Below are 5541 nucleotides of genomic sequence, written 5' to 3'. Positions count from 1 at the left end.
CCACCCCCCGGGTCATGGTCGACAGGGGGCAAAAGTCATGCCGGGCCAGAAGGCCGGGAGCCCCAAGATCGGGGCCGTCTAGAAGGTAACGGGGTGTCTCACACCGCCGTGACGACCGCGACCGCCAGCATGACCGCCTGGGCCTGCGTGAGCGTGACCCCGGGGACGGCCCACGCCGCCACGGCCGTCAGCAGGAGAGCGGCCAGGACGGGGAGCCGGGTGCGCGGCACATCGCGGGCGGTCGCGGACGCCACCGTGCTCGCGTGCCGTTGGTGGTGGTCCAGGAGCAGCGGCATCACCCGCCACCCGGTCAGCTCCGGCCAGCCGGCCGGCTCGACGGCGACGCGGACGATCCGGCGGATCGCCCGGGAGGCGTCGGCGGCTTCGCCGGTCAAGCCCGTGCGGGATGCGGCGGGCGGCGGGAAGGGCAGGCACAGGGGCAGCAGGGCGAGGGCCATGGCAGGGTGGACGCTGAGTGCCGTGGCGAGCCGGACGGCCCGGTCCAGGGCGAAGCCCGGCAGCCGGGCACGGCCCGGGCAACGCCAGGCACTGCCCAGACACCACAGGGACAGGGCCAGTCCCAGCACTGTCGCGGGCAAGCCCGGTGCGGCATGGCCGGTCCACCAGCCCAGGGAGGCTCCGGCGGCGGTCGCGGCCAGGGATCCGGCCGAGGCGAGGAAGGCGCGCGGCCCGGGGCCTGCTGCGACAGTCCCGTCGTCCGCCCGAGGGGCGGACCCCGCGGCGTCGTGGGGGTACCGCCCGCCCGAGCCGTGCGAAGCTCGGTTCGAGGGTGGGGGAGCGTGCTCTCGGCGTGCCGGGTGCGAGCCGGGCGTCGCGGGACCAGCGGGATTTTCGCGGCGGGCCCCGGGCCGGGACGCCGTGTCGGGGTGGCTCATGCGGTCTCCGATGCGGCGACGGTGAGGGGGGCGGGCTCCAATTGCAGGACGCAGGCTCCGGTGTTCCGGGCGCGCTCCAGGACCCGCGCCAGTGCCGGGTCCGGGTCCGCCGCGAGACACACCAGGACGGGGCCGGCCGGCAGCCGGGCGGCGACACGTGCGGCGGTCACGACGGCCCAGCCGGACTCGTCGAGTTCCTCTCCTCGCGCGTACTGCGCGGACAGGACGGTCCGCCGGCCACGGGAGAGGCCGGCCGCGAGCTTGGTCACGTCGTCCGACGGCGGCTGGGCGCGGTCCTCCGGAGCGCCGCCCAGGGTGACGTTGTCGGCCAGGGAGGCGAAGCCCAGGCGCAGCGGGTCGGGCGGGACCAGCAGCACGGGCACGGTGTCGCCGGGTGCCTGGCCGCCGCCGGCCACCATCAGGTGGCGCAGTACGTCCGTGCTGTCACGCGCCGTGGTGAGCCGCACATGCCGGCCGGGAGCCATCCGGACCTCGGTGACATGGTCACGGCCGGGGGTGCCGGAGGTGCCGGGCTGGGCCAGGCGTATCCGCACGCCTCCGTCGGGCAGCGTCCGCACGGTCATGCGCGCGCCGGGCGTGCGGTCGCCGGGCGTGCGGCCGGCCGTCGCCACCAGCCTGCGTACCTGTCGCAGCGCGGTGACGCCGTGGCGCAGTGCCGTGGTGTCCTGGGGGGTGGCCGCGGTCCGGTACAGCAGGACGGCGGCCAGGGCCGCGCCGGCTTCGAGACCCGGGCGGGTGCCTGCTGTGAGGAAGGCCGTCAGGCCGAGGGCGAGGGCCGACACCCGGGCCGTCAGGGGCCTTCGCCGGGTCCGCCCGGCGAGAGCCAGCCACTGCGCACGGCCGAAGACGGCACCGGCGGGGGCGGGCCGCCATGAGCGGGCGACCCCGCCCAGGACGACCCCGCCGACGCAGAGCCATCCGGCCGGGGGATGCGCCGAGGCAAGCGCCAGGCAGGTTCCGCACAGGACGAGCGCGGTGTGCAGGAGGCGGGCCGCCGGGGCGATCGCCGTGCCCGGCTTCGGCTCCCACCGGATGGCCACTCCCGCGGCGGCGTGCACGGCGTCGCGCAGGACTCGGTCGCCCGGGTCCAGCCGGCCGGAGTCCGCCAGCCGGTCGATCGTGGTCAGCACGGACCGCCTGGCCTCGTGGTCCACGGCCCGGGCCGCCCGGGGCACGGCGAGCCCGCCCACGGTCCGGGCCGACCACCACACCACGCAGCATGCCGTGAGCAGGTAGCCGAGGCAGGCCCGGGAGTGGCCGCTCGGGCCCTCCCGCAGGAGCAACAGGACCGCTGCGACGGGGGCTGCCGCACCGAGCAAGGTGGCCGCCGACAGCGTCCAGACGGCGGACAGCGACGGGGGTCGCCGTCCGGCTGCGCGCCTGTGCTCTTCTGTCGCCGGACCGTCCGCGCGGGACCAGGGGGTCACAGCATGTCCTGCCGTCCGGGGTGTGCGGGGACTTTCACGGCGCTCGTCTCCTGGGTCGGGGTCGGGCGGGGCCGTCGACGGCGCCCGGTCTCCAGCCTCGCAACGTCTCCGGCTCGGCTGAAGTGGCCGTTTCTCAAGGCGAAACGCGCATCGGGAAACGCACATCGAGCGGCCGGTGCGCCGGTCGGCGCCCTGCCGGTCAGGTCTTCGGCGATGGGCCGGCCCGGTCCATCAGGCGCAGCACGGTGGCGGCCGGGTGTGTGAGGGGGTCCCAGCGCACCAGGAGCGCGGGGACCGGCAGCCGGGTCATGGACCGGTCCGACGGTGCCGAAGAGCGCTCCCACCAGGGGGCGAAGGTGGGGAGGAGGTGGGGCTGGAGCATCGCGGCGGCCTCGTCGGGGGGAACGGCCGTCACCGTCGGTGTCTTCCGGGTACTGCGCTGTAGCAGGACGATGCGGGCCAGGGGGCCGCCGGCCGAGGTGTCGGTCTCCAGCAGCCGTCGCAACTCGGTCTGCGTCAGCAGCGCCTTGGCCGCGGGAGAGGGCAGCGCGTCGAATGCCGTGTCGCCGTGCCGCAGGAGTGGTGCGGCGCCCACGCGTTCGGCGTGCCCCGCCGCACGGAGTGTGCCCCGGCCGAAGCGCGCGGCGACCGCGGCGCCCACGACGTGCCACCGGTCCCGGCCGGGCAGCAGCACACTGCGGTCCCCCGCGATGAAGGACCCGCCGCTGGCGGCCAGGGCGAGCGCCAGTGTGCTCTTGCCCGTGCCGGAGTGGCCGCTGAAGAGGCTGACGTGCGGCAAGTGCGGTGCGGTGGTGGGGCGGTGGGCGGCCGACGCATGGACGGTCGTCCCCCCGAGGCCGGCCAGCGTCGCGTTGAGCAGTTCGCCCGCCAGGATCTCGGCGGGCCGCAGAAGGCCCGGCCGCGCCGGTCCGTGCCGGTCCGTGCCGTGGTCCTCACGCAGGACCAGCCAGTCGTCCCGGCCCTTTCGTACGAAGGCGTGGGGCACGGCGTCGGCGCCCACGTCCCGGACCCAGGCCGGCCGGCCCAGGAGGGCGGTGCGGTGGTAGCGGGCGTCATGGATGAGGACGACGGGGCCCGGACGCGGCGGGATGTGCCATGCGGCGCGCGGTCCTGGACGCACCTCGATCCGGAAGGAGCGCAGGGGCGCGGCGTAGGGCAGGTGGTCGCCGGTGACCGACAGGTGCTCGGTGAACCAGCGGTGTTCCGCGGGGTCGCGGCTGTGCAGCTCCCAGCTGACCGGGCCCCAGGTCAGCTGGGTCCGGTCCGGCGACGGGGCGGGGCCGTCGGCACGGGGCGCGGGCTGCGGCGGCACGGCATCGGCTCCTCGGGGCGGGCGCCGGGACGGGCGCGTGGACGGGGCCGGTCCACCATGCCCCCCGGCGGCCGTCCACCACATCGGCCGGTTCCACCGCGCGAAACGGCTGCTTACCAGGGCCCAGCGGTGTCGTCCAGGATGTGCCCCCATGACAGAAACCGAGCCGTCGAACCCTCCTCTGTTGTCGGCGACCGGCCGTCCACCGGTTCACCGCCTCGCTCTCGGCCTGCCGACGCCGAGCCGACCACCGCCGGCCCACGGCGTGCGCGTCCAGCCGCACGTTCCCACGCCGCTGTGGCGCGAGGTGACCGGCGAAGCGGCCGGGGACGTGCTGCCCAGCCAGACAGCCGGCTGGCGTGACGCCGTGTGCGCGAACGGGTGGCAGGACGCGTCGCGCCTCTACACCTGGCCGGACGGCACCCGGCTGCTCGTGCCGCTGGTGCGCTCGGCGGACGAGAGCGGCGTCACGTACGCGTCGTGGCCGGAGGGCTGGGGGGTCGGCGGGGTGATCGCGGCGCCGGGGGTCCTCACCGCCGACCGCGCGCGCACCGTGCTGCGCGACCTGGCCGCTCTCCCCGCGCACCACGTCTACCTGCGCCCGGCCACCGCGTCGGCCCCGATGTGGGAGGAGCTGATGCCGCCGGGCACCCGCCGCAATCCCCGGATGACCCAGGTTCTGGATCTGAGGGGCGGCTTCGACCACGTCTGGGAGCACCGCTTCGGCCAGCGGACCCGCTGGTCCGTGCGGCGTGCCGAACGGGCGGGCCTGTCCGTGACGCAGGACGGCACGGGGCGGCTCGTACCCGAGTTCTACCGGCTGTTCGAGCTGTCGGCCGTCCGCTGGGCCGAGCAGTCGGACAGGGCGCCCGAGGAGACGCTGCGCCGGGTCCGGGAGAAGAATCCCCTGGCCAAGTTCACCGCCGTGGCGCGGCACCTGGGGGACGACTGCCGGGTCTGGCTGGCGTCGTACGAGGGGCAGCCCGTCGCCGCGGCTCTGGCCCTGCACCACGGCCCCCAGGTCGTCTACTGGCAGGCGGCCATGGACAAGGCGGGCGCCGCGCGGACCCGGGCCCCCGCCTATCTGGTGTACCTGCTGGTCAGGGACGCCTGCGCGCGCGGCGCCCGGACCCTCCACATGGGAGACACCTATCCCGGCACCTCGGTGACGAAGTTCAAGGCGGCTTTCGGCCCGGAGGAACACCACACGGCCGGCTTCTGGATCCCGGGATCCGCCGGGTCCCCCGAGAGCCCGGCAGACACCGACGCGACGCGAGAGGAAGGCAGGACGATATGAAGAAGGACCGCCACTGGAGGACCCGTTACCGGGTCGGTGACCTCACGGTGTGGGGCACCTCGCTGGACAGCGCGGAGCGCCGCCTGCACGCGCCGCACGCCGAGCCGGCCGACTTCGGCCTCTACCTGGACGAGCGCTGGAACGGCGAGGCGGACGCCCGTCGGCCGTACTTCGTGTTCTGGCCCCGTCTTGAGGCACCCGTGGAGGCGGGGCTGCTCCTCACCCGGGTCCAGGAGCTGGCCGGGGAGGTGCGGGGCGGTGCCACGCTGGAGGTCGCGTGCTTCGGCGGGCACGGGCGGACCGGGGCGGCCCTGGCCTGCCTGGACATCGCGGTGGGCGGGGTGACCGCAGAGGAGGCCCTGGAACGCATCCGGCGCGAGTACTGCCCCTACGCGGTCGGGTCCGCGGAGCTGGAGCGTTTCGTCCGCGACGCCGAGAAGTCGCTGGCCCCGGGCGGCGTCCGCACGTCGTAGACGGCCGCCGGGTTGCCTCACACCTGTTCCGCCACCGCGTGGGCGCCGACGAGACGGATCTCGTCGGCGCCCGCGGCCATGGACTCACCGGGCC

Annotated in this window: 5 protein-coding genes; 2 read left to right on the top strand and 3 right to left on the bottom strand. The window is 75.8% G+C overall.

Annotation, left to right across the window (positions count from 1 at the left end; translation table 11 throughout):
- Positions 1 to 98 precede the first annotated feature (98 nt).
- The 3 genes from ACFU95_RS43610 to ACFU95_RS43600 all read right to left on the bottom strand — a co-directional run bounded on the left by ACFU95_RS43610 (position 99) and on the right by ACFU95_RS43600 (position 3677).
- On the bottom strand, positions 99 to 599 hold the full coding sequence (locus ACFU95_RS43610) for a hypothetical protein (RefSeq protein WP_383840870.1): 501 nt from the start codon (positions 597 to 599) through the stop codon (positions 99 to 101).
- A gap of 293 nt (positions 600 to 892) precedes the next feature.
- A complete protein-coding gene (locus ACFU95_RS43605; protein WP_383840867.1) occupies positions 893 to 2344 on the bottom strand; it encodes a hypothetical protein in 1452 nt (483 codons plus the stop codon).
- Positions 2345 to 2543: 199 nt separating this feature from the next.
- On the bottom strand, positions 2544 to 3677 hold the full coding sequence (locus tag ACFU95_RS43600) for a hypothetical protein (RefSeq protein ID WP_383840865.1): 1134 nt from the start codon (positions 3675 to 3677) through the stop codon (positions 2544 to 2546).
- A gap of 151 nt (positions 3678 to 3828) precedes the next feature.
- Here ACFU95_RS43600 and ACFU95_RS43595 point away from each other — a divergent pair, with 151 nt between their 5' ends.
- Positions 3829 to 4974 carry a GNAT family N-acetyltransferase gene (locus tag ACFU95_RS43595; protein ID WP_383840862.1) on the top strand — a complete coding sequence of 382 codons (1146 nt, stop codon included), beginning with the start codon at positions 3829 to 3831 and terminating at the stop codon, positions 4972 to 4974.
- Positions 4971 to 5447 (top strand): hypothetical protein, encoded by a 477-nt coding sequence (locus tag ACFU95_RS43590; RefSeq protein ID WP_383840860.1) that lies wholly within the window; start codon positions 4971 to 4973, stop codon positions 5445 to 5447. The genes ACFU95_RS43595 and ACFU95_RS43590 overlap by 4 nt, the downstream gene beginning before the upstream one ends.
- The last annotated feature ends 94 nt before the right edge of the window (positions 5448 to 5541 follow it).

It is taken from the genome of Streptomyces sp. NPDC057623, assembly GCF_042800355.1.
Lineage (GTDB): Bacteria > Actinomycetota > Actinomycetes > Streptomycetales > Streptomycetaceae > Streptomyces.
The sequence above is the reverse complement of the archived record's forward strand: the minus strand, read 5'-3'. Positions and strand labels throughout refer to the sequence as shown.

Excerpts from the sequence above, each read along its gene's own strand:
- ACFU95_RS43595 (WP_383840862.1), top strand. The coding sequence starts at position 3,829 with ATGACAGAAACCGAGCCGTCGAACCCTCCTCTGTTGTCGGCGACCGGC.
- ACFU95_RS43590 (WP_383840860.1), top strand. The coding sequence starts at position 4,971 with ATGAAGAAGGACCGCCACTGGAGGACCCGTTACCGGGTCGGTGACCTC.